Origin of the sequence: Dietzia sp. B44, from assembly GCF_014145245.1 — a bacterium.
In the GTDB taxonomy this organism is placed as follows: Bacteria; Actinomycetota; Actinomycetes; order Mycobacteriales; family Mycobacteriaceae; genus Dietzia; species Dietzia natronolimnaea.
Map to the genome: position 1 here is coordinate 1 of NZ_JAALEF010000474.1, position 1,556 is coordinate 1,556.

The 1,556-nt window shown below is 73.2% G+C and carries 2 protein-coding genes; both read left to right on the forward strand.

From position 1 onward, the window contains the following. Positions 1-1,077, forward strand: a 1,077-nt coding sequence (gene mnmA / locus G6017_RS14375; RefSeq protein ID WP_182610223.1) for a tRNA 2-thiouridine(34) synthase MnmA, incomplete at its 5' end; no start/stop codon positions are given. Further along, on the forward strand, positions 1,074-1,556 hold a 483-nt coding region (locus tag G6017_RS14380; protein WP_524536306.1), incomplete at its 3' end, for a uroporphyrinogen decarboxylase/cobalamine-independent methonine synthase family protein. The genes mnmA and G6017_RS14380, both read left to right, overlap by 4 nt.

A 1,556-nucleotide genomic window follows, 5' to 3' on the forward strand; every position in this document is an offset into this window, starting at 1 on the left:
CGCGCCGTGGCCGCCGGGCACGAGGTGGTGGGGGTGCACCTGGCCCTCAGCGCGGACCCGGCGACCCTGCGGACGGGCTCCCGTGGCTGCTGTTCGCGCGAGGACGCCGGTGACGCCCGCCGGGTGGCCGATCTGTTGGGCATCCCGTTCTACGTCTGGGACTTCGCCGAACGGTTCAGGGCGGAGGTGATCGACGACTTCGTCGAGTCCTACTCCCGCGGTGAGACCCCCAATCCGTGTCTGCGCTGCAACGAGCGGATCAAGTTCGAGGCCCTCCTCGACCGGGGGATGGCACTCGGGTTCGACGCGGTGGCCACCGGTCACTACGCCCGGCTGTCCTTCGAGGAGACCGGCGCCGGGCACCGACGTCCAGTCCTCCGCCGGGCGGTCGATCCCGACAAGGACCAGTCCTATGTCCTCGGCGTGCTCACCCCGCAGCAGCTCGCGCACTCGATGTTCCCGCTGGGGGACTCCCACAAGTCCGAGGTCCGTGCCGAGGCCGAGGCGTCCGGCCTGCCCGTCGCGACCAAACCGGACAGCCACGACATCTGCTTCATCCCCTCCGGGGACACCCGTGCGTTCCTCGGCGCGCGGATCGGTCTGCGTCCCGGGGCGGTGGTCGACGCCGACACCGGTGACGAACTCGGTCGGCACGAGGGCGTGTACGGGTTCACGGTCGGCCAGCGCAAGGGACTGGGCCTGCCGGGTCCGGCGGCCGACGGTCGCCCCAGGTACGTCACGTCCATCGACGCCGGCACCGGCACCGTGACCGTCGGGGGATCGGATCACCTGCTGTCGCGGGGGATGACCGCGACCTCGCCCTACTGGCTGGTGGACGACGCCCTCCGCGAGACCGAGTGTCTGGTGCAGATCCGCGCCCACGGTGAGGCGACACCAGGGCACGTGAGACGGGTGGGGGACGGGCCGGACGCCCGGTTGGAGATCTCCCTCGACGAGCCCGTGCGCGGCGTCGCACCCGGCCAGGCGGCCGTGCTCTACCGGCCCGAGCCCGGAGGCGACCGCGTCCTGGGAAGTGGCACGATCACCGCGTCCGTCCCGGTCGCGGGCACCCCGTGACCGCCGTCGAACCGGGTCACACCGGCCCCGGACCGATGCGGGGTGTCGACCCTCGGGAGGCCGCGCGGATCGTGCTGGGTGAATGCCACGGGATGCCGTTCCTGCCCGAACTGTCGGACCGGGGCCTCGGAGCGGATCAGGTGGGCAGGACCCTCGCCATGCTCGCGGACCTCCCGGTCGACGTCTCCACCCGGGGCTGGCGTCTCGCGGGCTCGCCGGGCCGCCACGCCCGTACTGCCGCCGACCTCCTCGACCGTGATCTCGATGCCCTGGAGGAGGCGGACGAGTCGGTCCGGGATCCCGAGGTCGACCGGGCCGCGACGGACCGGCGTCTCGTGGTGCGGGCTCTGGGCCCCTGGTCACTCGCCGCGCAGCTCGAGTTGCCCGCCGGGTTGCCGGTCCTGACCGATCGCGGGGCCCGCAGGGATGTCGCGGAGGCTCTGGCCGAGGGCGTGGCCGCCCGCGTCACCCGGCTGGCG